Source organism: Catenuloplanes niger (genome assembly GCF_031458255.1).
Lineage (GTDB): Bacteria > Actinomycetota > Actinomycetes > Mycobacteriales > Micromonosporaceae > Catenuloplanes > Catenuloplanes niger.
This window is the reverse complement of the sequence record NZ_JAVDYC010000001.1, coordinates 4,538,221-4,560,059: the sequence shown is the minus strand read 5'-3', so window position 1 is coordinate 4,560,059 and position 21,839 is coordinate 4,538,221. Positions and strand designations below refer to the sequence as shown.

Genomic DNA, 21,839 nt, shown 5'->3' with positions numbered 1-21,839 from the left:
CTCTCAGGCGGCCAGCTGGCGGCGGACCTCGGCCGCGACCCGGCCACCCTCCGCGCGCCCCGCGACGGCCGCCTGGGCCGCCTTCATCGCCGGGCCCATGGCTGACTTACCACTCAGCCCGGCCAGCGCGCCGGAGACGATCTCAGCCAGTTCCTCGTCGGTCAGCTGCTTCGGCAGGTAGCGGTCCAGGATCTCGTGCTCGGCCAGCTCCTTCGCCGCGGACTCGGCGCGGCCCGCGTCCGCGAACGCGGTAGCCGACTCCCGGCGCTTCTTGGCCTCCTTGGTCAGCACCGCGAGCACCTCGTCGTCGGACAGGTCCCGCTTGGCCGCCCCGGCGACCTCGGCGTTGCCGACGGCGGTCAGCGCCATCCGCAGCGTCGACGTGGTCAGCTCGTCGCGGGCCTTCATGGCGGTGTGCAGGTCTTCGTTGAGGCGGTCCTTGAGCGTACCCATGGGCAGTGAAACTACCCTTGGTGGAATGCGGAAGCGCACCCTTTTCAGCCTGGCCGCCGGTACGGTCGCCGCCGGAGCCGCCACCCTCGCCTACGCCTCGCTCGTCGAGCGCAACATGTTCACGCTGCGCCGATTCGACGTGCCGGTGCTGGATCCCGACGCCGAGCCACTGCGCATCCTGCACATCTCGGACATGCACATGATGCCGGAGCAGCGCCGCAAGCAGCGCTGGGTCGCCGCGCTCGCCGCCACCGACCCCGACCTCGTCGTGGTCACCGGCGACAACATGGCCGACCCCGGCGCGGTCCCCGGCGTGCTGCGCGCGCTCCAGCCGCTGCTGGACCTGCCCGGCGCGTTCGTCTTCGGCTCCAACGACTACCGCGGCCCGGTCTTCAAGAACCCGTTCTCCTACTTCAACCCCGACCGGGAGTACGTCCAGGGCGTCGAACTCCCCGCCGACGAGCTCCGCCAGGTCCTGGTCGACGCCGGCTGGCAGGACATGAACAACGCCCGCACCACGATCAAGGCCGGCGGCCGCGTCATCGAGCTGGTCGGCGTCGACGACCCGCACGTCGACCGCGACGACTACCCCCTGGTGGCCGGCCCCGCGTCCGCGGCCGCCGACCTGCACGTGGCCCTCACCCACAGCCCCGAGCCGCCGCTGCTGGACCTGATGGCCGCAGACGGCTTCGACCTGCTGCTGGCCGGCCACACCCACGGCGGCCAGGTCTGCGTCCCGTTCTACGGCGCGCTGGTGACCAACTGCGGCATCCCCCGCAGCATGGTCAAGGGCCTGCACCGCTGGCCCGGCTCCGACTCCTGGCTCCACGTCTCCGCCGGCCTCGGCACCCACCCCACCGCCCCGATCCGCTTCTCCTGCCCCCCGGAGGCCACCCTGCTCACCCTCATCCCCCGCTGACCTGCGAAAACACGCGGAGGGGTATACCGATTTCGCGTGGGCGGTGCGGTCGGATAGTATTTGAGCCGCACCCCGGGGTATGGCGCAGCTTGGTAGCGCGCCTCGTTCGGGACGAGGAGGTCGTCGGTTCAAATCCGGCTACCCCGACCGGTAAGTGCGGGTCAGGCCCGGCCTCCTAACGGAGGCCGGGCCTGACTCATTTCGTACGGCCATGTCCGGAGAGATCTGGAGCGGCACCCGTCGAAGCGACCTCGCCCGGCAGTGCGGGGCCGGTCCCGCTACGGTGCGGTGCCGTGCAGTTCTCGGACGAGGGAGGCCGGCACCGGCGTGTCGAGCATGTGGCAGACGGCCACCTTCTGGGCGGCGAACTCCGCGGTGGTCCAGCGCGTGATCCCGTCGTTGGGTGCGAGGTCGCCGGCCTTGCCGGTGCTGTCGCTGATGGCGGTGCGGCGACCGTCGTCGGAGACCGCGGTCGTGCTGTGGTGGCCCTGGGTGTCACCGCCGTGGCCCCACGCCGTCCCGCACGGCGTCGCAAACTTGATGAGTCCGAGGCCGTAGCCGCCCTCGATGGGAAACCCGCTCGGCAGGGGGACGGTGGTCTTCATCTGCCGGAGCTGCGCACGGGAGAACAGCTCGGCGTCGAGAAGGGCGGCATAGAAGCGTGACAGGTCGCCGGCGGTGGAGATGACCGCCCCGGCGGCGCCGGCCCAGCCGCCGATGTTCGCACCGGTGTAGTCGGTGTACCTCGGGGTGCCGTCGGCGAAGTGGATGGCGTACCCGTGCGCGTATCCCGGGCCGGTGTCGGTGACCCGCGGGTCGGCGTAATAGGTGTGCCGGAGGCCGAGCGGCCGGGCGATGCGCTGGTGAACGAGCTCGGCGAGACTCGAGCGGGTCAGCTTCTGCGCGATCATTCCGAGCAGGGTGTAGTTCGTGTTCGAGTACGACCAGCTCTCGCCGGGGGCGGATGTCGGCGGATGGGCGAAGGCAGCGGTGAGCAGCTCTCGCTCGGTCCAGTTGTGCCGCGGGTCGTTCTGCATGATGGACAACACCGTGGGGTCGCCGGTGTAGCTGAACAGGCCGCTCGTGTGGTTGAGCAGCATGCGCACGGTGATGTCGTCGCCGTCGGGGACGACGCCGGGCAGGTACGCCGAGACCGGCGAGTCGAGTTCGACCGCCTTCCTGTCGACCAGTTGCAGGATCAGGGTCGCGGTGAACGTCTTGGTGTTGCTGCCGATCTCGAACTGGTCGTCCGCCCGCAGCGCGCGGCCGGTGGCCAGGTCGGCGACGCCGGCGGCAGTGGTGGAGACGCGCCGGCCGTCGTCGATCCGGGCCAGGTAACCAGGGTTGCCGACGGCCAGCATCCGCTGTGCGACGTCCCGCATCGAGCCGTCGGCCGGCGCGGACGTGGCGGTGGCCGGCGGGGCCGCATGGTGGGTGGTGGCAGCGGAAGCGGCGACGGCGTGTCCCGGGGCGGCCGGCAGCACAGCCGCGGCTATGGCGACGACAACGGTGCGCCGGTTCCCGCGGCGCCTTCTCGGTGGGGCGGTCGGGCTGGTGGGGCTCATGGTCTCGTCTCCTTGATCGATGGCGCCAGGACCGGCACGCCTCGCCCGCGAAGCGCCGTGGCCGAGTAGCTGTTCTATAAAATGTATAACAGATACCATATGTGGTGTGCACCTGCTCATTGACCTGGACAGCGAGACGCCGATCTACCAGCAGATCCGCGACCGCATGGTGGAAGCCATCGCGGACGGGCAGCTGGCGGCGGGTGCCGCGCTGCCGTCGACCAGACAGCTGGCGGTCGACCTCGCGATCAACTTCCACACCGTCAACAAGGCGTACGACCTGCTGCGCCGAGAAGGAATCATCCGCATCAACCGCAAGAGCGGCGCCGTCGTGCACCCGGACGTCAAACAGCCCACGGCCGAGGCCGAGGCCGCCGCCGCGGACTGGCGGCGACGTGCCCGCACGCTCCTCGCCGAGGCGGACGTTCGCGGACTACCCAGGCAGGACGTGCAGAACTTCGTCCGTACGACCCTGGACCGATTTCCCGGCCGGGACGACACGGGCACGGGACGACCCCCGACGGCGCCCCACCCGGGCACCGCCACCACCGCGTGACGATCTACCACCGACCGAGACGGGCGCCACTCATGCTGATCATCGCATTCGTCAACCTGGCCGGCACCGCGGTCGTCGGCGCCGTGCTGTACCTCTTGCCCCGTGCACTGCTGAACGCGGCCACCGTCCCGTTCGGAGTCCGGGTGCCACCCGACCGCTCGAACGCCCCGGAGATCAGCGCCCAGCGCGGGCGGTACGCCCGCCACCTGATCGCCGCCACCGCGGTGGTCACCCCGCTCGCGGTGATCTCGGGTGCGGTCCTGCGCTCCGCCGCACCCGGCGCCGTCGGCGCGATCGCCCTCGCCGCCACGGCGGCGGTCCTGTGGACCCACGCCCATCGCCGCATCGGCCACACCAAACGACGCGACGGATGGTACGAACGGGTCCGCCAAGGCGTCGCCACCGACACCTCGCTGCGCACCGACCCGGTCCGCTTCCCGTGGCCGTGGACGATCCCCTCACTCGTGATCATCGCCGGCACCACCGGCGCGGCCGTCATCGGCCACCACGAGCACGCCGCGCTCCGGACCGTGTTCGGCCCACCGGTCGCCCAACTGCTCGCCACCACGATCGCGGCCGGCACGGTCATGCTGATCCTGCGCGCTCGTGCCGACATCGACGTCACACTCCCGCGCGACGGTGCCACCCGCTACCGGCGGCACCTCGTCAGAACCGCGCGGGCCGTCATGGTGAGCACCGCCCTGATCAACATCATGCTGCTCGGCCTCGCCGTCATCGTCTGGACCGGCAACCGCTCCGCCTGGCCGCCCGCCCTGGTCACGGTGCCGCCCGTGCTCGCCTCGCTGGCCGTGTTCGCCCACCTCCTCGTGCGTGTCGGACCGGCCGGCGACCGCCTGCCCGGCACGGTCGACGACGAGACGCCCACCGGCCTCGTCCGCCGCGACGACGATCGCTTCTGGCGCGCCGCCGGCACGATCTACCTCAATACCGGCGACCCCGCCGTAGTCGTACCCAGCAGGACCTGGACCAGCTGGACCCTCAACGTCGGCAACCCGCGCGTACTCCTGGCGGCGGCCGCGATCCTCACTCTCGCCGCCGGAATCGCCACAGTCATCACCGTGAGCTGAGGAATGCAGGTGGAGGGCGTGCGCGTCAGGAGACGTTGGTGTGGACGTGGTGGCGGGAGGCCTCGAAGACCCTGACCGGGTTGCCGCGGTACTGCCAGGGCCAGTGGCTCACCCGGTCGCCGAGGAGCGCGTGCGTGGCCGCGGCGCGGTCGAACTCGCCGGCCGTCTCCAGCGTCATCGCGAACGTGGCGACGCGCGGGGTCGCGGTGGGGCGGAAGCGGCAGGACGGGTGCAGGACGCTGCTGTCGGCCGCCCGGACCAGGTCGGCGCGGACCTCCGGTGACGTGACGTAGCTGTGGTCGGTCCGGGTGCCGTCCGCGATGTCGATCCACTGCTCGAGGTGCGCGACCGGCAGCAGCTCCCACAACAGGCTGCCGGCCGGTGCGGACGCCACGGCCGTACGCGCGAAGTCGAACATCTGCTCGTGGCTGCCGAACCACTTCGCGCACAGGTACTGCAGGCGCTGCTCGTGCGCGACCACGTGACCCGGGTGGCGCTCGATCACCGCGTCGAACCGGGCCTGGGCGACGTCCGGGCTGACCTGCGTGCCGCGGGACGACGTGACCAGGAACGTCCGGGCGGTGACGTCGTCGGCGTCGCGGGCCGCGACGTCGGCGAGGAGGTGCTCGGCGAGGCACAGCCGGCGGTGGAACTCGCGGAACTGCTCCTCGCGGGTCTGGTCGGCCCGCTGGCCGCCGCGTGCCTCCCCCGCCCAGCCGACCCCATGGCAGCCGCGCGTCTGCCGAACGGCCACATGCGAATGTTCCTCCCGTGTCGGCCGCTGATCTTAGAGGTCGGGGAGGCAAAACGGGTGAAGGTGCCTTGACGAGGCCATTCTCTCCGCGAGACTGGACAAATGGTCAAGACCCTGCGTCCACAGAGCTACAACGAGGTGTTCTACGTCGGGCACTACTTCCGCGAGGGGATCGCGGTCGTGATGGACCTGACCAGCCTGACGGACGAGGAGGCCACGCCGCTGGTCGACTTCGCGGCGGGCCTCATCGTCGGGCGGGGTGGCGAGATGGAACGCCTCGCCACCAAGATCTTCCTGTTGCGGCCGCCCGGCATGACGGAGGCGGACCTGCCGAACTACCCGGTCGTGGCGCCGCAGCCGATGTCCCGCGGCGGGCTATGACCTGAGCAGCCCGGTCTCCGCCTGGCCGCACGCGCGCTGCGCCGCCCGCCAGTGGCCGTCCATGTCCTGCACGATCCCGACCAGGCGCTTCGCGTATTCCGTACGCTGGCCGGCGGAGATGGTCTTGATCTCCTCACCGAGCTTCAGCGCGTTCTCCGCGTCGTCGGTCAGTCCGTTGACCGCGGCCCGCAGGTCGCTGTCGATGACGAGCAGCGCCGCGTGCCGCCGGGTGGCGTCGATGTCCTCCCGCAGCTGTTCCGCGCTCTGCGCGCCGGTGGTGGCGGTGCTGGCGGCCGGCGTGGCCCTGGTGGCCGCGACCGCGGGCGTCCCGGCGGTGGCCTGCGCCGGGGTGGACGCCGCCACCTCGCCGCACACCTGGTGCTTGGCGAACTCGTTCACGCCGAACGCCGCGCCGAAGCCGAGCATCACCACGGCCAGCGCGGTCACCGCGACCGGGCCCTTCCACGAGCGGGTGGGCGGGGGAGCCCACATCGCCTGCGGCACCCGGCCGGGGGCGTAGTAGGCGTTGGTCAACTCTTCGTACGGGTTCACGGGAGCGCCCGGCGGCTGCTCGGTCGTCATACGCCTGGTCACAATCGTCTGGGGGGACGGCGGGCACCCGGCATTTCGGCACCCCGGCCGCCACCCTTAGCACTACCGGCACGCAACCCGGAGATGGCGCGCAACCCGGAGATGGCGCGCAACCCGGAGATGGCGCGCAACGCGGAGATGGCGCGCAACGCGGAGGTTCAGAGGCGCACCGGCATCACGACCGCGAACGAGTCCGGGCCGCGCAGCGCCAACGGCATGATCGGCCCGTCCAGCTCCAGGACGAGCTGTCCCGGCCCGCCCGCGTCGAGCGCCGCGAGCAGGAACTCCCGGTTGACCGCGATCCGGTGCGGCCGGTCCGGCGAGCCGGCCTCGATCGCGCCGTCCGCGCCGACGGTCAGCACCAGCACGGGCGCGTTCTCGTGCAGCACGGTCGGCGCGGCCGCGACGTCCCGCCGCAGCGCCGCCGCGTCCACGCTCACCCGCAGCGGTTCCCCGGCCCGGGCCGCGAGCGCCCGCCGGTAGTCCGGGAACTCGCCGGGCAGCGGCAATCCGCTGAGCCCGTGCCCACCGACCGCGAAGCGGATCTCGGACGCGGACAGCGACATCCGGACCGGGTCGCCCGCGGCGAGCAGCGGCACCAGCGCGTCGACCAGCGGCAGCGGCGCGACCACGCCGACGTCCGGGCCGGTGAGGTCGGTGAGCGGCACGTCCGCGATCGCCATCCGGTACCGGTCGGTGGTGACGAGCCGCAGCGCGCCGTCCAGCAGCTCGACGAAGACGCCGCCGAGCGTGGGCAGCTCCGGATCGTTGCCGGCGGCGTAGCGGACGGCGGCGAGCGCGGCGCGCAGCCCGCCGGCCGGGACGGTCAGGTCGGTCATGAGGTCCTCCACGAGATCCAGGTCACCGTCGATCATTCGGTGGATCCGGGAGAGCTCCCGCCGGGCGTCCGTCAGACCGTCCTCGAGGCGCCGCAGGTGCGCGTCGAGGAGCGCGTGCATGCCGGGCCGGTCGTCGCGCCGGTCCAGCATCGCGGTGATCTGCGGCAGCGGCATGCCGACCCGGCGCAGCCCGGCGACCAGCCGGGCGGCCGGGACCTGGCCGGCCGCGTACCGCCGGTAGCCGTTGTGCGGGTCGACGAACGCGGGGCTGAGCACGCCGGCGCCGTCGTAGAAGCGCAGTGCGCTGATGGTCAGCCCGCTGGCCCGCGCCATCTCGCCGATCGTGCGCAGCTCGTCGTCGCTCTCCATGGCGAAGACCCTGATCCCTCGACCGGGTGGAGGGTCAAGCCACGCAGAACTCGTTGCCCTCCGGGTCGGCCATGGTGACCCAGGAGTGCGGTCCCTGCTGCCCGCGCCACAGGAACGTGGCGCCGCGTGCGGTGAGCCGCTCGACCTCGGCCTCGCGCTTCTCGTCGCCGACGCGCACGTCGAGGTGGACCCGGTTCTTCCCGGTCTTCGACTCGGGCGCGGTCTGGAACAGCACGCGCCGGTCGTTCGACGGGTGCCGGATGGCCGCGCCCGAGGCCCAGACCAGCGCGCCGTGGTGCGTGGTGGTCTCGGCCTCGGTCGCGAACCCCTGATCGATCATGGATTTGATGAACGCGGCGTCCTGCGGCTCGACGGTCCAGCCGAGCGTTTCCGCCCACCAGTCCGCCTGGGCGTGCGGGTCCGCGCTGTCGATCGCCACCTGGAAGTCGTAAGCCATACCCAGGATCGTAGGGAGGATCAGGCCTCTTCGGAGTGCACCGGCTGTTCCGCCAGCAGGGTGAACTTGAACTCGGTCGTCTGTGCGTCGGGGTCGTCCTCGGGCGTCACCGTGTACGACTCCACCCGCACGCCGAGCCCGAGCGTGTCCGCGGCGGTCAGCGCCTCGGTGAGCTCCTGCACGGTGTGGAAGTAGGCGGTGTAGATCTCGGTGGGCTCGTCCAGCACAACGTCGGTCGTCATGTCGGCCGAGCCTAGATCCAAAACGGGCCGCGCGCCGGGTAGCGACGCGGCCCGCACCCCTAAAGAGCGAGCCAGACCGTGGTGTCCGGCGGCAGCAGCCCGTCCTCCAGCGGCCCGCTGGCCAGCAGCACGTCCCCGTCGAACGGCACCGGCGCCGTCGACAGGTTCGCCACGCAGGCGAACGCTCCGCGACGGAAGGCCAGCACCCCGGGTACGGAGTCCAGCCACGTGAGAGCGACCGCAGGAACGGTACGGCGCAGCCGCAGCGCGGCTCGGTAGAGCGACAGCATCGATGCCGGGTCCGCGCGCTGCACCGCCACGGTCCGGTCCTTCCACGCGCGCGGCTGCGGCAGCCACGGTGTCCCGGTGCCGAACCCGAACGGCGGCTCCTCCCCCGACCAGGGCAGCGGCACCCGGCACCCGTCCCGGCCGGGGTCGCGATGGCCGGACCGGTGCCACATCGGGTCCTGTCGCAGCGCCGGCGGGATGTCCTCGACCTCCTCCAGCCCGAGTTCCTCGCCCTGGTAGACGTAGGCGGCGCCGGGCAGCGCCAGGCTGAGCAGCGCGGCCGCGCGTGCCCGGACCGTGCCGAGGCGCAGGTCGGTGGGGATGCCCTCGCGCTTGGCCGCGAAGCTGAACCCGGTCTCGGCGCGCCCGTAGCGGGTCACCGGCCGGGTCACGTCGTGGTTGGAGAGCACCCAGGTGGCGACCGCGCCGAGCGGCTCGTGCACGCGGATCGTCTCGTCGATGACCTCCCGCAGCCGGCCGGCGTCCCACGGGCTGCAGAGGAACTCGAGGTTGAACGCGGAGTGCATCTCGTCCGGCCGCAGGTAGCGGGCGAACCGCTCCGGGTCTGGCAGCCACACCTCGCCGATCAGCGTCCGGTCCCCGCCGTACGAGTCGATCAGCCGCCGCCACGAACGGTAGATCTCGTGCACGTCGTCGAGGTCGTGGAAGGGATGCGGCCGGCCGTCGACGACCGGTGGCAGCGCCGGGTCCTTGACCAGCAACGCGGCCGAGTCGACCCGGAAGCCGTCCACCCCGCGGTCCAGCCAGAAGCGCAGGATGTCGAGGTGCTCCTCCCGTACCCGCGGATGGTTCCAGTTGAGGTCCGGCTGTGCCTTGTCGAAGAGGTGCAGGTACCAGGCGCCGTCCGGGGTCCGCGTCCAGGCCGGGCCGCCGAACTCGCCCTCCCAGTCGGTCGGGCGCTCGGGCCCCGGCCGGAACCAGAACAGCTCCCGCTCCGGCGCGTCCGGGGAGGCCAGCGCGGCCTGGAACCACGGATGCGCGGCCGACACGTGGTTCGGCACGATGTCGATGATGATCTTCAATCCGACGGAGTGCGCCGCACGGATCAGCGACTCCGCCTCCGCCAGCGTGCCGAAGATCGGCTCGATGTCGCGGTAGTCGGCCACGTCGTACCCGGCGTCCGCCTGCGGCGACGGGTACCAGGGGCTGAACCAGATCGCGTCCACCCCCAGGTCGACCAGGTGGTCCAGGTGCGCGCGCACGCCCGCCAGATCACCGATCCCGTCCCCGTTGCCGTCCGCGAAGCTCCGCGGGTAGACCTGGTAGATCACCGCGTCACGCCACCATGCACTCACGTTTCAACCCTTCATTGCGCCGGCCGAGAGGCCCCCGATGATGCTGCGCTGGAAGATCAGGAAGATGACGATCATCGGGATGCTGGCGATCACCAGGCCCGCGAGCATCATGTTCAGCGGCACCTGGCTGGTCAGCGACAGCCGGGACAGCGCCACGCTGAGCGTCTGCGCGGCCGGCTCCGACAGCACCAGCAACGGCCAGAGGAAGTCCTTCCAGATGCCGATGATCGCGAAGATCGAGACCACGCCGAGCACCGGCCGGGACAGCGGCAGCACCACCGACCACAGCACCCGTAGCCGGCCCGCGCCGTCGATCGCGGCCGCGTCCAGCAGATCGTCCGGGATCTGGTCGAAGAACCGCTTCAGCACGTAGATGTTGAACGCGTTCGCCACCGCGGGCAGCCACAGCGCCCACGGCGTGTTCAGCAGGTTCACGCCGAGCAGCGGCACGTCCGTGACGGTCAGGTAGGCCGGGATGAGCAGCGCGGACGCGGGCAGCATCAGGCTGGCCAGCATGCCGCCGAGGATCAGCCCACCGAGGATCGGCCGCAGCTTGGACAGCGCGTAGGCCACCGCCACGTCCAGGACCAGGATGAACAGCCAGCCGCCGAACGCGTAGAACACGGTGTTGCCGAAGTAGCGGGCGATGTCCATCCGGTTCCACGCGTCCGCGTAGGCCGACGGGTGGAAGCTCTCCGGAATCAGCGTGGGAATCGGCTGGGCCAGCTCGACCGGCGATTTCAGCGCGCCGGTCACCATCCAGTAGACCGGGAAGAGAAATGCGAGCGTGAACGCGATCGTCACCGTGCCGAGCACCGTGACATAGAGCGCGCGGTGCCGGCGGATCTCCGTCTCCGAGACGAGCGTGCGCATCAGGACTCCTGGCCGCGGGTGAGCCGCAGATAGACGGCGGAGAACACGGCCAGCACCACGAAGAGCGTCACGCTCATCGCGGCGGCCAGGCCGAAGTCGTTGTTCACCGTGAACGCGTACCGGTAGATCAGCACCATCACCGTGATGGTGTCCGGATTCGTGGTGCCGGTCAGCTGATAGGGCTCGATGAATACCTGCACGGTCGCGATGACCTGCAACAGCAAGAGCACCAGCATCAGGAACCGCAACTGCGGGATCGTGACGTGCCGGAGCCGTTGCCAGACCGACGCGCCGTCCAGTTCCGCCGCCTCGTACAGCTCGCCCGGAATGCTCTGCAGGCCCGCGAGATACATCAGCGTGGCGCCGCCCAGGTTCGCCCACGTCGACACCAGGACCAGGGAGAACAGTGCCGTACTCGGTGACTGCGTCCACTGCGACGTGGGTAGCCCGACCGCGTCGAGCACGGTGTTGAAGAGCCCGTTCCCCGGGTCGTAGAAGTAGCGCCAGAGCAGCACGACCACGATCGGCGGCAGCATCACCGGCAGGTAGACCGCGACCCGGAAGAAGCCTTTCAGGTGGCGCAGCTCGTTCAGCAGGATCGCCAGGAACAGCGGCACCAGGTAGCCGAACACGAGCGCGAACCCGGTGAAGACGAGCGTGTTCCGCCACGCGGTCCAGAACAGCGGGTCCTCGAACAGCGCGGCGTAGTTCTCGGTGCCGACCCAGTAGGGATCGGTAACGAAGTTGTCCTGCTGGAAACTCAGGACGATGCCGCGGACCAGGGGGTACCAGGAGAACAGCGCGAAGCACGCGAGTCCGCCGGCCATGAACGCGTAGGCCAGCAGATTGTCGCCGACGACCCGGCGCAACCGCCCGCTTCGCGGTCGTTTCGGAACTTCGGGCGGCGTCCGCGTCTCCCCCGGTGCCGCGGCCGACAGGACCGCCATCGTGCTCACCCTTCTCTCATAAGCCGTTCAGCGGTACGCCGAAGGAGGCGGGACGGCGTTCCTGACGGGTGCGACGGCGGGTGGGGCCGCCGGTGGTCAGCGGCCCCACCGTCGCTACCCGACCGACGCCAGGATCTGGTTGACCTGCGTCTCCGCGTCCGCGAGGAGCTGGTCGACGTTCGCGTTGCGGTCGGTGAGCACCTTCTGCATCGCCACGTCCAGCACCGCGTAGATCTGCTGCGCGTTCGGTGGCTCCAGCTTCACCGGGATGCTCGGCATCGCGGCCTTGAACGGCGCGTAGTTCTGCTGCGGCACGTTCGCGTACTTCGCGTCCGCGGTCTCCTGGAGCTGCGCGGCCGCACCGGTGAAGATCGCCGGCTCGGGCAGCCCGACCGGGTTCTTGTTCTCGGCGGCCCACTTGTTCTCCGCCTCGAACCGTTCCGCGCTGGTGAACCAGAACGTCAGCCACTTCAGCCCGGCCCGGATCTTCGCGGGCGAGGCCTTCGCGTTGAACATGTAGCCCTCGCCGCCGCCGAGCGTGCCGGCGCCACCCGGGATCGGGCCGAGCCCGTACGTCTCGTACCTGCCCTTGTACTGGTTGACGATCGTCGGGATGTTGTCCGCGGTCGCCACGTACATGCCGAGCTTGCCGGAGCCCATCATCTGCAGCAGGTCCGCCCACTCCAGCAGCTGCCGCTCGCCCATCGAGTTGTCCGTCCAGCGCATGTCCTTCAGCTGCTGGAGGACCTGCTTGCCCTGCGGCCCGTTGAACGCGGCCTTCCACGTGCCGCCGTCGTCGACCGCGACCTCGCCGCCGAGCGAGTAGATCTCGGTGGTGAAGTGCCAGCCGCCGGTGTTGCTCTTCGAGTAGTCGCCGTAGCCCACGTGCCCGTCCCCGAGCGCGGCGATCCTCTTCGCCGCCTCGCGCACCTCGGCCCAGGTCCGCGGCGGGTTCTCCGGGTCGAGCCCGGCCTTGCCGAACAGCTCGCGGTTGTAGAGCAGGCCCATCGAGTAGTTCTTGTACGGCAGGCCGAACGTGCCGCCCTTGTCGTCCTGGAAGACGCGCAGCACCTCCGGCTTGATCTGCGAGGTGACCGGGAAGTCGCCCAGGTACTCGCTGATGTCCGCCACCTGCCGCTTGGCGATCAGGTTGGCCGGGTCGGTGAAGTAGACGTAGAAGACGTCCTCGAGCTGGCCGCCGGCGAGCTTCGCGGCGAACGTCTGCGGGTCCATCTTCCCCTCGCGGGGATCGAGGTCGATGTCCGGGTTGAGCCTCTCGAACTCGGCCACGTTGTCGAGGAAGCGCTGGTGGGTGGCGGCCTCGGTGGCCGGCGGCAGGCCGTTGATCACCAGGGTGACCTTGCCGCCCTCCTCGGTGTCGTCGTCGCCGGCACCGCACGCGGCGGTCCCGAATCCGAGTCCGACGGCCAGCAGGAGCCCGAGAGTCGTCCGCATCCGATGTGTGCCCATGGGAACGGACCCCTTTCTGGGGTGAAATTCGGTCGTAGTCACGCCGTGTTTCGTGTCGATGACGATACAAACACCAACCGGTGACCGCAAGAACTGCACAACATCAAGAAAATTTCCGACGGTACGGGTTCGGGACGCGCAAAACGGCCCACGGTCCGCGGACCGTGGGCCGTTCGGGTGCTCTGTGGTCAGTCCCTGGGTGCCGGCGCGGTCGAGCTCCGTACCACCAGCTCCGGCTCGAAGAGCAGCTCGTCCGCCGGGATCTCCACGCCGTCGATCTGCTGCACCAGCAGCTCCACCGCGGACTGTCCCATCGCCTCGATCGGCTGGCGGACCGTGGTCAGCGGCGGATCCACGCTGTTCATCAGCGCGGAGTCGTCGAACCCGACCACGGACACGTCCTGCGGCACCCGCAGCCCCAGCCGGCGCACCGCCCGGACCGCGCCCAGCGCCAGCACGTCGCTGGCGCACAGGATGCCGGTGACACCCCGCTTGACCAGCTTCGCCGCGGCGGCCCGCCCGCCCTCGGTGGAGAACCCGGACCGCTCCACGTCCAGCCGGATCCGGCCCCGGTGCGCCTCGATCGCGGACTCGGCCGCGGCCAGCTTCCGCCGCGACGGCACGTGGTCGGCCGGCCCGAGCAGCGCGCCGATCCGGGTGTGCCCGAGCGAGACCAGATGCGCGAACCCCTGCTCGACCGCCTCCGCGTCGTCCGTGGAGACCAGCGGGAAGCCCAGCCCGTCCACCCCCGCGTTGACCAGCACCGCCGGCAGCCCACGGTCGGTCAGCTTCTTGTAGTGCTCGTGCGACGCGTCCGCCATCGCGTAGTTGCCGCCAGCGAAGATGATGCCGGAGACCTGGTGCTCCAGCAGCATGTCCAGGAACTCGACCTCGGAGACGCCACCGATCGTGCGCGCGCAGAGCACCGGCGAGAAGCCGCGCTGCACCAGCGCGCCGGTCACCGCCTCGGCCAGCGCCGGGAATATCGGGTTCTGCAGCTCCGGCAGGACCAGGCCGACCAGCCGGGCGCGCTCGCCGCGCAGCTTCGTCGGCCGCTCGTAGCCGAGCACGTCCAGCGCGGTCAGCACCGCGGTGCGGGTCGCCTCGGACACGCCCTCCCGCCCGTTCAGCACCCGGCTGACGGTGGCCTCGCTGACGCCGGCCTTCTTCGCCACCTCGGTCAGTCGTCTCGTCACGCGCGTCATCGTACGTCCGCGCGTTGCAAGAACTGAACCGAGATGTGACGTCTATCGGAAAGCCGGCGTCAGCACACCGCAAAATCAGTCAAGCGCTTTGACGGCCTCGTGGATCGCCCGGTGGAACGTCGGGTACGCGTAGATCATGCTGCGCAGCGTCGCGACCGGCACCTCACCGTGCACCGCCACCGCCAGGCCGCTCAGCACCTCACCGCCGGTCACGCCCGCGGACGTCGCACCGACCAGCACACCCCGGTCCACGTCCTCGACCACCTTGATCACGCCGGCGTTGCCCGGCCCGTGGATGAAGCCGCGCGACGACGCGGACACGTCCGTCACGCCGACCCGCACGGTCAGCCCCCGCTCCCGCGCCTGGTGCTCGGTCAACCCGACCGCGCCGACCTCCGGGTCCGTGAACGTCACCCGCGGCAGCGCCCGGTAGTCCGCGCCCGGCCCGCCCTGGCCCAGGATGTCCCGCACCACGATGTCCGCCTGGTACATCGCCATGTGCGTGAACCCGCCCTTGCCGGTCACGTCGCCGATCGCCCACACGTTCTCCCCCGCGCGCAGCCGGTCGTCGACCTCGATGAACCGGCCGGACGCGTCCACGCCCGCCTCGTCCAGGCCCAGGTCGCCCAGCTCCGCCCGGCGGCCCAGCGCCACCAGCAACTTCACCGCGGACACCTCGGAACCGTCGGACAGGCCCACCACGAAACGCGCCCCGTCGTGCCGGACACGCTCGGCCCGTACCCCCGTGTGGATCTGGACGTTGTCGGCCCGCAGGGCCGTCGCCACCACCTCCGAGGCCTCCGGCTCCTCGGCGGCCAGCACCCGGTCCGCGCCCTCCACCAGGGTCACCTGCACGCCGAAGCGCGCGAACACCTGGGCGAACTCGACCCCGATCGCACCGCCACCCAGGATCACCAGCGACGACGGCAGCTGCTCCACCTCGACCGCGTCCCGGTTCGTCCAGAACGGGGTGCCGGCCAGCCCGTCGATCGGCGGCACCACCGGCACCGTCCCGGTCGCGACCACGATGCCACGCTGCGCCACGAACTCGGTGGTGCCGACCCGCACCCGGTTCGGCCCGACGATCTGCGCCGTGCCGCGCTCGAACCGACCGCCCTTAGCGGTGAACCGGTCCACCGCCACCTTGTCGTTCCAGGTGTCGGTCGCCTCCTCGCGGATCCGCTTCGCCACCGGCGCCCAGTCCGCCGTCACCGTCGACCGCCCCGCCAGCTGCGCCACCCGGCGCGCCTCCACCAGCGCGTTGCCCGCCCGGATCATCATCTTCGTCGGGATGCACCCGTAGTACGGGCACTCGCCGCCCACCAGCCGGCTCTCGATACCCACCACGCTGAGACCGGCCGCGGCCAGCCGGCCGCCCGCCTCCTCACCGCCCACACCGAGCCCGACAACGACCACATCGACCTGCTCCGGCTGACCCATGCCCGCCAGCATGCCACCCGTGATCGTCCGCCGTCTTGTAGCGTCTCCCACCGTGATCCCGTTGCACGGCCAGGTGTCGCCCGGCTTCGAGCCGCTGCGCAGCGCCTTCTCCGCACTGCTCGCCTCCGGCGCGGAAACCGGCGCCGCGCTGACCGTCATCCACGACGGTTCCGTCGTGGCCGAGCTGCACGGCGGCTGGCGGGACCGTTCCTTGACGGTGCCGTGGACGCCGGACACCCTCACCGGGGTCTACTCGGTCGGCAAGCCGGTGGCCGCGCTGTGCGTGCTGCTGCTGGTCGCGCGCGGCCGGCTCGGCCTGGACGACCCGGTCACCCGGCACTGGCCCGAGTGCCGCACGCCCGCGGTCACCGTCCGCCAACTGCTCGACCACACGGCCGGTCTGGTCGCGTTCCCGCCCGGCCTGCCCGCCACCGCGTTCGCCGACTGGGACCTGCTCACCTCATCGCTGGCGACCGCACCGCCCGCCTGGGAGCCGGGAACGGTGGCCGGCGAGTTCGCGCTCACCTACGGCCACCCGCTCGGCGAACTGGTCCGCCGCGTCGACGGCCGCACGCTCGGCGCCTTCCTGCGGGACGAGATCGCCGTACCGTGGGACCTGGATCTCGCCTTCGGCCTGTCACCGGCCCAGATCGCGCGGTGCGCCGACCTGGTCCCGGCGTGGCCCGCCGACCCGCTGGGCGAGCCCGGCAGCTGGAAGCACCGGGCCCTCTCCTCCCCCGCCGGCGCGACCTCCGCGTCCGTCATCAACGGCCCGCTGTGGCGCACGACGGAGATCCCCGCCGTCAACCTGCACAGCACCGCGACCGCACTGGCCCGCCTCTACTCCCTGCTCCCGGCCATCCTGCCGGCGAACCTGATGACCGAGCTGACGTCCGCCTCCTACCGCGGCCACGACGTGGTCCTGAACCGCGACGTCACCTGGACGCTCGGCATGCAACTGGAACCGGACGGCAGCTGGGGCATGGGCGGCATCGGCGGCAGCTGCGCCTTCACCGACCCGGCACGCGACTACTCCTTCGCCTACGTCACCCACCACCTCGCCGACTTCACCCGCGTCGACCACCTGGTCGACACCCTCAACACGATTCTCTGAGCCGCCTTTTGGCGCCGCCCAGGCGCACTCCCCCGCTCGTTGCGCCGTGCACATAATCGACCATGTTCTACGGCATCCGCTCTAGGCTATGTAGAGCGTCGGTCTCTGACGCGCCCCTCGTCGAGCACAGCGACCTGTTCAGCAGCACCGTCCGCGCCATGAACAGGGGAACCCATGACACAGCTGTCATTCTTCGGTCCGGATGACACCGGCCCGGAGCCGAAACCGGCCGACGACCGAGTTCGCACGCTCGAACTGATAGTCACGGTGAAGGCCGCGCCGAATCCATCGGAGAAGTACGGCGAGACCGTGTGCGTCGCCGGCTTACGAATCGACACCGCTCGACGAGGCTGGGTTCGCCTCTACCCGATCAAACTTTCGATACCTGGCGTCCGAGGCGACCTTCAAGAAGTACGACGTGATCTCGATCCCGGCACGACCCGCTCATCAGGACCCTCGCCGGGAGAGTTGGCGGCCGAACATGGAGCGCATCGTCCGCATACGGCACCTCGACGGTTGGCAGTCACGGCGACCGTGGCTCGACGAATGGGTCGAGGACTCCATGTGCAAGCTCAATCGAGCGGTCAAGGAACGCAGCGACGCCCCGTCACTCGCACTGGTCCGCCCGCGCGACGTCGGCGCGCTCCGAGTGACCCGGCGGGACGGATGGAGCGCGGACGAACAGCGAAAGATCGATGCGTACGTAGGCCAGCTCGATCTTCTGTCGTCGCGTGACCGGACACCGCTTGAGGCACCCCGTTTCCGCGCCACGTACGAGTACCGATGCTGGGCACCCACCTGCAAGGGCCATCGCCAGGGAATCATCGACTGGGAGCTGGTCGCACTGCAGCGGCGATATCGCACCGAGCCGGACGAGACGGTCGAGCGCATCCTGCGCGAGAAGTTTCTCGACGAGATGTGCGCCGCCGACCGTGACGTAGCGTTCTACGTCGGCAATCAGGCCAAGCGACTACACGTGTTCAGTGTGCTGGGAACGTACTGGCCTCGGCGGCGCTGATTCTCCGCGCCAACTCTCGCAGCACGACGTGGCGGTGGCAGCGGGACTCGTCCGACTCGAAGCACAACAGAGCGACCAGCTCCCGGGTGGCCGCCCGCGCCAGCTCGTCGAGCGTATGCTCGGCGGCGCCGTCCTGCAGCAAGCCGGCGTAGACGGCGCGCGCCTCGAACAGCTCCTCGTCGGCGCCACCGAACCCGGCCCGATTCGCCTTGGGATTGCCGAGCTCACGGCGATGGTCGTAACGAATGCCAGCCGCGGTCAGCGCATTTCCCAAGGCGGTCTTGCTGAAGCCCCGCTTCCGCGAGATCGGCGTCAGACGCACATCCACCAGGTGCGCCACCCCTCGATCCACGAGGTCCTCGACGAACTCGTCGATCGCGCGACCCTCGTAGCCCACTCCGACGAGGCCGGTCGGTCGAGTCGGTGGGGAAGTCAGAACCATGGCACCAACTCTTTCATGGCACTGGACCTCGTAGCCAACGCCGCTTGCCTGACACGGAAATCCCCGTACAGCGATATCCAGCCCCGCTGGCACGACACGCCGTTCCGGACTGTCGTGTGGGCGATAAAGCCACGAACAGGCTAAACCGACACGGCATACGCATCTCGCCCCCCTGCCGCAAATGCCCACCGACGCGCGGCCCTCGGGCGCCGGACCGCGTTGATCGCTACCGGTGCACCCGATCCCACTCAGCGTGATCAAACGGCAGAGTTGCTTCCCGGCACACCGATCACGGGAGGCACACGATGCGCAGCAACACCAGCCGGCACCGGCACTGGGCCGGTCTTGCCGGCCTGGCGCTCGTCGCGCTTTCCGCGGTCGTCTCCGTCGGCGCCGTGGTCGGCACCGCCGCGGCGGGCGTCGGCTACCGGCAGAAGGTGACGGTGGAGATCGGAGCGACCGTCGGCGTTCCGCCATCGCCGAGCTCCAGCCCGAGCGCCGCGGCGAAGAATGCCGCACCGAACCCCGCTGCGATGCCCGGCACGGTCGCGGTGCCGCGCACCGCATCGGCGATGACCTCGGAAGATCCGGCCGTGCGGCCGGCGGGCGATCCCCCGCCGGACGTCGCTCTGCCGGACGCTCCTCTGCCGGCCGACGAGGACGACGCCAGACCGGCGCCCGAGTCGGTGCGGACGTCACCGGCGGAGGCAGCCGTCATCCCGAGCCCGGAACCCGCCGTGTCCGACGCGGAGACCCCCATCCCCTAGCGGACCTCCCGGCGGAGATCCCTGCCACCCGACCCAACCTTTCACTGTGCACAAGGGAGCCTCACCATGTCCAAGACCAAGAAGCGCGGCACCACCATCGCAGTGGCCGGCGCCGTCGCCGCGGTCGCCATCGGCGGTGGCGTCGCCTGGGCGGCCTTCGCCCAGTCCGCGACCGCACAGAACGTGGCCGGCTCCAGCGCCAAGTTCGGCGTCTTCACCGCGACCGGCAACTTCGCCACGGGCCAGGGCGCGAACATGCTTCCCGGCGACAAGGCCGACATCGTGATCAACGTGAACCTGCCCTCCAACAACACCGCGAACGCCCTCATCAAGTCCGTGACGCCGACCGTCGGCGGCAAGACCGTGACGCCGGCGGCGCAGGCCGACTGCGCCGGCCAGATCGACCTCGCCCAGTACCTGCCGGCCAACCTGGTCATCGCGAAGGGAGCGGACGCGAAGCTGATCCTCGCCGACGCGGTCACCTTCCGGAAGACGATGACCGAGGCGTGCCAGGGCATCTCGTTCACGACGACGTGGGACGTCCAGGTGGAGGCCACCAACGACGATGCCTCGAAGGTCTCGGCCGACGGCGTCAAGCTCACCGCCGCGCCCAACGGCAGCGCCCTGGCCCCGGCCGGCGACGACTCCGCCCCGGCCGGCAACGCGGTCCCGGGCCAGAAGAAGTAGCGTCGCGGTCCCACCGGCCCGCGCATCTCCGCCGAGGAAGGTGCGCGGGCCCACGGCGGGGCGATCCGCGTCCGATAGCGTGGCGGGCATCGACCTCACTGCTCTGATCGCCGCGTCGCGTGTGCTGCTGCTCGACTTCGACGGTCCGGTGTGCGGCCTGTTCGCCGGGCATCCGGCGGCCGGGATCGCGACCGCGTTACGCCGCCTGCTCGTCGAGCGGGGTGTGCCCGTCGTGCCGGACGAGTCGGATCCGATGGAGGTGCTCCGCTACGCGGCGACGCTCGGCCGGCCCGCGCTGACCCGCGAGGTCGAGGATGCCCTGTGTGCCGCCGAGCTGGTGGCGGCGCGCAGCGCGGAGCCGACGCCGTACGCCCGGGAGTTGTTGGTGGCGGCGCACCGGACCGGGCGGCGGTCGTCTCCAACAACTCCGCCGCCGCCTGCCGTGCCTATCTCACCGGTCAGGAGTTGGAGCGTCTCGTGCATCCGGTCGTCGGCCGGGCGTACGCCGATCCCGCGCGCATGAAGCCCGACCCGGCCCCGGTTCTCGCCGCGATGCGCGAGCTGAACGCGGAGCCCGGCGAGTGTGTCCTGATCGGCGACTCCATCAGCGACCTGACGGCCGCGCGCCGGGCGGGGGTCGCGGCGATCGCCTTCGCGAACAAGCCCGGCAAGGCGGAACGCCTCGCCGACGCCGCCGTCGTCGTGCCCGGCATGGACCGGATCGTGGCGGCCATCGAACAGCGGTACGAGCACCGGCCGACCCCGAGGGTCAGCTGAGGGCGGCGCAGAGGTCCTTCCGGATCCGCCAGCCGCCGGACAGGCTGCGGTGGTTGTCGGCGGAGATGTGCAGCGTCCAGGCCACGCCGTCGATGACGTAGAAGCCGCGCGGCAACGTGCCCCGCCCTTCGCGGAATCCGACCATCAAAGGGCCGCTGACCCGGTACGTCAGGGCGCCGTCGTCATGGTGCGTGATCAGCCCGCTGGCGCTCGCGTCGCCCCGGGTGGTCACACCGGTGGAAAGATTGGTCACCAGGAAGACGAGCGGGCCGAACGCGGCCTCGGTCCGGGGCGTACCGTCCGGCTTGGTGGTCAGGGTCTTGTAGTACACCTCGTCCACGACCGGCTCGCCGTGAAGCGCGAAGTCACAGGTCAGACCGGCCGGGTAGTCGTACGGTGGGCTGGGGACCCGGACCCAGCCGGAACCACCCGGCTCGGCGGCTTGTGCGGGCGCGGCTTGTGCGGGCGCGGCTTGTGCGGGCGCGGCTTGTGCGGGCGCGGTGACCGTGAGGGTGATCAGGGCGCACACCAGGGCTGTGCTGACCAACCGGCGCATGGGTTACCTCCATCGAGTGCCTGACGCAGGAACGCGATGGGCATCGATCCAGGTTGCCCGGCCGGAGGAACTGACGGTCCACTGTGGGGTGGCGCGCCTCCGCTAGCGTCGGCAGTTGTGCGGATCATTCGCTTGCTCGCCATGTCCGTCGTCGTCGCGCTGTTGAGCGCGTGCTCGCTGCTCCCGGAGAGCGATCCGATCCTCGTCGAGAATCCCGTGCTGAGGGTCTACCTGACGCACTCTGCCGACGACTTCGAACGCGACGAGATCGAGGAGGCGTTGCGGGCGCTTCCCGGTGTCACCGAGGTGACGTTCCTCACCAGCCAGCAGACGTACGACCAGCTGAAGGAGGGCCTGAAGGGCCGCCCGATGCCCGAGTACATCGACCCCGAGAACATGCCGCAAGTGTTCGAGGTTCGCACCACCGACGTGGACGCCTACACAGCGCTGCGTGACGGCACGGCCAGGGCGCAGGCGGAGGCGCTTCCGGGCGTGGACGAGTTCGTCTTCCAGTGCCTCACCGAGGCCGAGTGCCTGGAACGCGCCGCCGAAACCACCGAGCCGATCTGAGCACGGTGCTCAGGCCGGGACAACGGGCAGAGGACTCCCCGTTCACGGGGCCCTCGGCAGCGCAATAACGGGGGAATCCGTTGACCCCGGTCCGAGCCGGGACGCAGGATCGTCGTGGCCGTGACCCGGGGCGATGACGCCGGGGCCTCCCACGA

At 70.6% G+C, this 21,839-nt stretch carries 26 protein-coding genes, 1 tRNA gene and 1 pseudogene; 13 read left to right on the top strand and 15 right to left on the bottom strand.

Annotated features, from left to right (window positions below; translation table 11 throughout):
• Positions 1-3: 3 nt before the first annotated feature.
• On the bottom strand, positions 4-453 hold the full coding sequence (locus J2S44_RS20205) for a GatB/YqeY domain-containing protein (RefSeq protein WP_310416232.1): 450 nt from the start codon (positions 451-453) through the stop codon (positions 4-6).
• Between the two features lie 25 nt (positions 454-478).
• Between J2S44_RS20205 and J2S44_RS20200 the strand changes: the two genes are divergently transcribed.
• Together J2S44_RS20200 and J2S44_RS20195 are read left to right on the top strand one after the other, a co-directional pair.
• A complete protein-coding gene (locus J2S44_RS20200) occupies positions 479-1,372 on the top strand; it encodes a metallophosphoesterase (RefSeq protein WP_310416228.1) in 894 nt (297 codons plus the stop codon).
• Between the two features lie 73 nt (positions 1,373-1,445).
• Positions 1,446-1,519: transfer RNA gene (locus tag J2S44_RS20195), tRNA-Pro, on the top strand.
• Between the two features lie 131 nt (positions 1,520-1,650).
• Here J2S44_RS20195 and J2S44_RS20190 read toward each other — a convergent pair.
• Positions 1,651-2,937, bottom strand: coding sequence for a serine hydrolase domain-containing protein (locus tag J2S44_RS20190; RefSeq protein WP_310416226.1), 1,287 nt, complete (start codon positions 2,935-2,937; stop codon positions 1,651-1,653).
• 106 nt (positions 2,938-3,043) lie between these two features.
• On the opposite strand from J2S44_RS20190, the gene J2S44_RS20185 reads away from it, so the two are divergent.
• On the top strand, positions 3,044-3,493 hold the full coding sequence (locus J2S44_RS20185; protein ID WP_310416224.1) for a GntR family transcriptional regulator: 450 nt from the start codon (positions 3,044-3,046) through the stop codon (positions 3,491-3,493).
• 32 nt (positions 3,494-3,525) lie between these two features.
• On the top strand, positions 3,526-4,581 hold the full coding sequence (locus tag J2S44_RS20180; protein WP_310416221.1) for a hypothetical protein: 1,056 nt from the start codon (positions 3,526-3,528) through the stop codon (positions 4,579-4,581).
• Between the two features lie 25 nt (positions 4,582-4,606).
• Here the strand turns inward: J2S44_RS20180 and J2S44_RS20175 are convergent, their stop codons facing one another.
• Positions 4,607-5,335 (bottom strand): DUF4034 domain-containing protein, encoded by a 729-nt coding sequence (locus tag J2S44_RS20175; protein ID WP_310416218.1) that lies wholly within the window; start codon positions 5,333-5,335, stop codon positions 4,607-4,609.
• 102 nt (positions 5,336-5,437) lie between these two features.
• Here J2S44_RS20175 and J2S44_RS20170 point away from each other — a divergent pair, with 102 nt between their 5' ends.
• Positions 5,438-5,716, top strand: a complete 279-nt coding sequence (locus J2S44_RS20170; RefSeq protein ID WP_310416215.1) for a cell division protein SepF — start codon at positions 5,438-5,440, stop codon at positions 5,714-5,716.
• Here the strand turns inward: J2S44_RS20170 and J2S44_RS20165 are convergent.
• From J2S44_RS20165 to J2S44_RS20120, 10 genes are all read right to left on the bottom strand, one after another.
• Positions 5,711-6,298 carry a hypothetical protein gene (locus J2S44_RS20165; RefSeq protein WP_310416212.1) on the bottom strand — a complete coding sequence of 196 codons (588 nt, stop codon included), beginning with the start codon at positions 6,296-6,298 and terminating at the stop codon, positions 5,711-5,713. The genes J2S44_RS20170 and J2S44_RS20165 overlap by 6 nt on opposite strands.
• Before the next feature lie 167 nt (positions 6,299-6,465).
• Positions 6,466-7,515: a DNA polymerase III subunit beta family protein gene (locus J2S44_RS20160; RefSeq protein WP_310416209.1), complete on the bottom strand. Its 1,050-nt coding sequence runs from the start codon at positions 7,513-7,515 to the stop codon at positions 6,466-6,468.
• A gap of 34 nt (positions 7,516-7,549) precedes the next feature.
• Entirely contained in the window at positions 7,550-7,972 is a 423-nt protein-coding gene (locus tag J2S44_RS20155; RefSeq protein ID WP_310416207.1) for a VOC family protein, read from the bottom strand.
• Between the two features lie 20 nt (positions 7,973-7,992).
• On the bottom strand, positions 7,993-8,214 hold the full coding sequence (locus J2S44_RS20150) for a hypothetical protein (protein WP_310416204.1): 222 nt from the start codon (positions 8,212-8,214) through the stop codon (positions 7,993-7,995).
• Between the two features lie 59 nt (positions 8,215-8,273).
• Positions 8,274-9,818 (bottom strand): glycoside hydrolase family 13 protein, encoded by a 1,545-nt coding sequence (locus J2S44_RS20145; protein ID WP_310416201.1) that lies wholly within the window; start codon positions 9,816-9,818, stop codon positions 8,274-8,276.
• A gap of 3 nt (positions 9,819-9,821) precedes the next feature.
• On the bottom strand, positions 9,822-10,691 hold the full coding sequence (locus J2S44_RS20140; protein ID WP_310416198.1) for a carbohydrate ABC transporter permease: 870 nt from the start codon (positions 10,689-10,691) through the stop codon (positions 9,822-9,824).
• A complete protein-coding gene (locus tag J2S44_RS20135) occupies positions 10,691-11,638 on the bottom strand; it encodes a carbohydrate ABC transporter permease (RefSeq protein ID WP_310416195.1) in 948 nt (315 codons plus the stop codon). Before J2S44_RS20135 ends, J2S44_RS20140 begins: the two co-directional genes overlap by 1 nt.
• 114 nt (positions 11,639-11,752) lie before the next feature.
• Positions 11,753-13,093 (bottom strand): ABC transporter substrate-binding protein, encoded by a 1,341-nt coding sequence (locus J2S44_RS20130; RefSeq protein WP_310416192.1) that lies wholly within the window; start codon positions 13,091-13,093, stop codon positions 11,753-11,755.
• A gap of 203 nt (positions 13,094-13,296) precedes the next feature.
• Positions 13,297-14,304 carry a LacI family DNA-binding transcriptional regulator gene (locus J2S44_RS20125; protein ID WP_310416189.1) on the bottom strand — a complete coding sequence of 336 codons (1,008 nt, stop codon included), beginning with the start codon at positions 14,302-14,304 and terminating at the stop codon, positions 13,297-13,299.
• Positions 14,305-14,388: 84 nt separating this feature from the next.
• On the bottom strand, positions 14,389-15,753 hold the full coding sequence (locus J2S44_RS20120) for a dihydrolipoyl dehydrogenase family protein (protein WP_310416186.1): 1,365 nt from the start codon (positions 15,751-15,753) through the stop codon (positions 14,389-14,391).
• 52 nt (positions 15,754-15,805) lie between these two features.
• Here J2S44_RS20120 and J2S44_RS20115 point away from each other — a divergent pair, with 52 nt between their 5' ends.
• The 3 genes and pseudogenes from J2S44_RS20115 to J2S44_RS20110 all read left to right on the top strand — a co-directional run bounded on the left by J2S44_RS20115 (position 15,806) and on the right by J2S44_RS20110 (position 17,885).
• The gene (locus tag J2S44_RS20115) at positions 15,806-16,867 is read left to right on the top strand and encodes a serine hydrolase domain-containing protein (RefSeq protein WP_310416183.1); all 1,062 of its coding nucleotides are present in this window, start codon (positions 15,806-15,808) and stop codon (positions 16,865-16,867) included.
• Between the two features lie 174 nt (positions 16,868-17,041).
• Positions 17,042-17,188: pseudogene (locus tag J2S44_RS43170) on the top strand (DUF8758 domain-containing protein); the annotation flags it as partial.
• 97 nt (positions 17,189-17,285) lie between these two features.
• Complete coding sequence (locus J2S44_RS20110; protein ID WP_488193104.1) at positions 17,286-17,885, top strand: DUF8757 domain-containing protein; 600 nt, start codon at positions 17,286-17,288, stop codon at positions 17,883-17,885.
• Here J2S44_RS20110 and J2S44_RS20105 read toward each other — a convergent pair.
• Positions 17,848-18,327 carry a DUF488 domain-containing protein gene (locus tag J2S44_RS20105; RefSeq protein WP_310416178.1) on the bottom strand — a complete coding sequence of 160 codons (480 nt, stop codon included), beginning with the start codon at positions 18,325-18,327 and terminating at the stop codon, positions 17,848-17,850. The genes J2S44_RS20110 and J2S44_RS20105 overlap by 38 nt on opposite strands.
• A 305-nt stretch (positions 18,328-18,632) precedes the next feature.
• Here J2S44_RS20105 and J2S44_RS20100 point away from each other — a divergent pair, with 305 nt between their 5' ends.
• The 4 genes from J2S44_RS20100 (at position 18,633) to J2S44_RS20085 (ending at position 20,558) form a co-directional block, all read left to right on the top strand.
• Positions 18,633-19,094 carry a hypothetical protein gene (locus J2S44_RS20100; protein WP_310416174.1) on the top strand — a complete coding sequence of 154 codons (462 nt, stop codon included), beginning with the start codon at positions 18,633-18,635 and terminating at the stop codon, positions 19,092-19,094.
• A 66-nt stretch (positions 19,095-19,160) separates the two neighbouring features.
• Positions 19,161-19,781, top strand: a complete 621-nt coding sequence (locus J2S44_RS20095) for a hypothetical protein (protein ID WP_310416171.1) — start codon at positions 19,161-19,163, stop codon at positions 19,779-19,781.
• Between the two features lie 79 nt (positions 19,782-19,860).
• On the top strand, positions 19,861-20,304 hold the full coding sequence (locus J2S44_RS20090) for a hypothetical protein (protein WP_310416168.1): 444 nt from the start codon (positions 19,861-19,863) through the stop codon (positions 20,302-20,304).
• Positions 20,247-20,558: an HAD family hydrolase gene (locus tag J2S44_RS20085; RefSeq protein WP_310416166.1), complete on the top strand. Its 312-nt coding sequence runs from the start codon at positions 20,247-20,249 to the stop codon at positions 20,556-20,558. The genes J2S44_RS20090 and J2S44_RS20085 overlap by 58 nt, the downstream gene beginning before the upstream one ends.
• On the opposite strand, the gene J2S44_RS20080 is transcribed toward J2S44_RS20085, so the two are convergent.
• A complete protein-coding gene (locus tag J2S44_RS20080; RefSeq protein WP_310416163.1) occupies positions 20,551-21,114 on the bottom strand; it encodes a hypothetical protein in 564 nt (187 codons plus the stop codon). The genes J2S44_RS20085 and J2S44_RS20080 overlap by 8 nt on opposite strands.
• 141 nt (positions 21,115-21,255) lie before the next feature.
• Between J2S44_RS20080 and J2S44_RS20075 the strand changes: the two genes are divergently transcribed.
• On the top strand, positions 21,256-21,684 hold the full coding sequence (locus tag J2S44_RS20075; RefSeq protein WP_310416160.1) for a cell division protein FtsX: 429 nt from the start codon (positions 21,256-21,258) through the stop codon (positions 21,682-21,684).
• The last annotated feature ends 155 nt before the right edge of the window (positions 21,685-21,839 follow it).

What these genes read in the sequence shown, in the direction of transcription:
- J2S44_RS20205 (WP_310416232.1), bottom strand. Translation starts at nt 453, where the DNA reads ATGGGTACGCTCAAGGACCGCCTCAACGAAGACCTGCACACCGCCATG.
- J2S44_RS20200 (WP_310416228.1), top strand. Translation starts at nt 479, where the DNA reads ATGCGGAAGCGCACCCTTTTCAGCCTGGCCGCCGGTACGGTCGCCGCC.
- J2S44_RS20190 (WP_310416226.1), bottom strand. Translation starts at nt 2,937, where the DNA reads ATGAGCCCCACCAGCCCGACCGCCCCACCGAGAAGGCGCCGCGGGAAC.
- J2S44_RS20180 (WP_310416221.1), top strand. Translation starts at nt 3,526, where the DNA reads ATGCTGATCATCGCATTCGTCAACCTGGCCGGCACCGCGGTCGTCGGC.
- J2S44_RS20170 (WP_310416215.1), top strand. Translation starts at nt 5,438, where the DNA reads ATGGTCAAGACCCTGCGTCCACAGAGCTACAACGAGGTGTTCTACGTC.
- J2S44_RS20165 (WP_310416212.1), bottom strand. Translation starts at nt 6,298, where the DNA reads ATGACGACCGAGCAGCCGCCGGGCGCTCCCGTGAACCCGTACGAAGAG.
- J2S44_RS20160 (WP_310416209.1), bottom strand. Translation starts at nt 7,515, where the DNA reads ATGGAGAGCGACGACGAGCTGCGCACGATCGGCGAGATGGCGCGGGCC.
- J2S44_RS20155 (WP_310416207.1), bottom strand. Translation starts at nt 7,972, where the DNA reads ATGGCTTACGACTTCCAGGTGGCGATCGACAGCGCGGACCCGCACGCC.
- J2S44_RS20150 (WP_310416204.1), bottom strand. Translation starts at nt 8,214, where the DNA reads ATGACGACCGACGTTGTGCTGGACGAGCCCACCGAGATCTACACCGCC.
- J2S44_RS20140 (WP_310416198.1), bottom strand. Translation starts at nt 10,691, where the DNA reads ATGCGCACGCTCGTCTCGGAGACGGAGATCCGCCGGCACCGCGCGCTC.
- J2S44_RS20135 (WP_310416195.1), bottom strand. Translation starts at nt 11,638, where the DNA reads ATGGCGGTCCTGTCGGCCGCGGCACCGGGGGAGACGCGGACGCCGCCC.
- J2S44_RS20130 (WP_310416192.1), bottom strand. Translation starts at nt 13,093, where the DNA reads ATGCGGACGACTCTCGGGCTCCTGCTGGCCGTCGGACTCGGATTCGGG.
- J2S44_RS20120 (WP_310416186.1), bottom strand. Translation starts at nt 15,753, where the DNA reads ATGGGTCAGCCGGAGCAGGTCGATGTGGTCGTTGTCGGGCTCGGTGTG.
- J2S44_RS20105 (WP_310416178.1), bottom strand. Translation starts at nt 18,327, where the DNA reads ATGGTTCTGACTTCCCCACCGACTCGACCGACCGGCCTCGTCGGAGTG.
- J2S44_RS20100 (WP_310416174.1), top strand. Translation starts at nt 18,633, where the DNA reads ATGCGCAGCAACACCAGCCGGCACCGGCACTGGGCCGGTCTTGCCGGC.
- J2S44_RS20095 (WP_310416171.1), top strand. Translation starts at nt 19,161, where the DNA reads ATGTCCAAGACCAAGAAGCGCGGCACCACCATCGCAGTGGCCGGCGCC.
- J2S44_RS20080 (WP_310416163.1), bottom strand. Translation starts at nt 21,114, where the DNA reads ATGCGCCGGTTGGTCAGCACAGCCCTGGTGTGCGCCCTGATCACCCTC.
- J2S44_RS20075 (WP_310416160.1), top strand. Translation starts at nt 21,256, where the DNA reads ATGTCCGTCGTCGTCGCGCTGTTGAGCGCGTGCTCGCTGCTCCCGGAG.